Annotated in this window: 1 pseudogene; it reads left to right on the top strand. The window is 74.0% G+C overall.

The window, feature by feature from the left end:
• Nucleotides 1–803, top strand: a pseudogene (locus RNC47_RS36005) (sugar-binding protein); the annotation flags it as partial.

An 803-nucleotide genomic window follows, 5' to 3' on the forward strand; every position in this document is an offset into this window, starting at 1 on the left:
CAGCACCACCGAGTACGACCGCTTCGGCTCCACCGTGCGTGAGCTGACGGCCGCCAACCGCGCGGTGGCCCTCGGCCTGAGCGCCGCCGACCGGGCCGTCCAGGCCGAGCTGGGCATCGCCGGGCTCACCCCTGCCGAGCGGGCCGACCTGCTGGCGACCCGGAGCGTCTACAACGACAACGGCACCCGGGAACTGGAGGAGTTCGGCCCGCTGCGGCGCGTCGACCTCACCGCCGACCTGAAGTCCGGCTCCACCACCCTGGTACCGGCGGGCACCTCCGTCGTCGCCCGGTCCTGGAAGACCACCGTCTACGACGCGGGCCGCCCGACCGACGGCACGGCGAAGGTCAAGGACCAGGCCACCACCGTCACCACCGGCGCCCAGGTCCGCGAGCACCCCACGGTCCTCGCCGAGCCCCGTGGAGACCGCGAACGGCGTCTCCCGTACGACCACCACCACCCACGACGGAGCCGGGCGCCCCGAGCGGACGGCCGTCAGCGGAGGCAGCGGCGCGGCCGTCCCGGAGACCACCACGGAGTACGACCCGGTGACGGGCCGTGCCCTGCGGACCGTGTCGCCCACCGGCGGCACCCTCACCCGGGCGTTCGACAGGCTCGGACGGCAGATCGCGTACACGGACGCGGACGGCGGACGGACGGTCACCGAGTACGACCTGCTCGACCGCCCCGTCAAGGTCACCGACAACGTGCCCTCGACGGTCACGTTCACCTACGACCACAACGCCGAGCCGCGCGGCCTGGCCACCACGACCACCGACTCCGTCGCCGGTACCTTCCGGGCC

The sequence above is a fragment of the Streptomyces millisiae genome (assembly GCF_031845425.1).
Classification (GTDB): Bacteria; Actinomycetota; Actinomycetes; order Streptomycetales; family Streptomycetaceae; genus Streptomyces; species Streptomyces millisiae.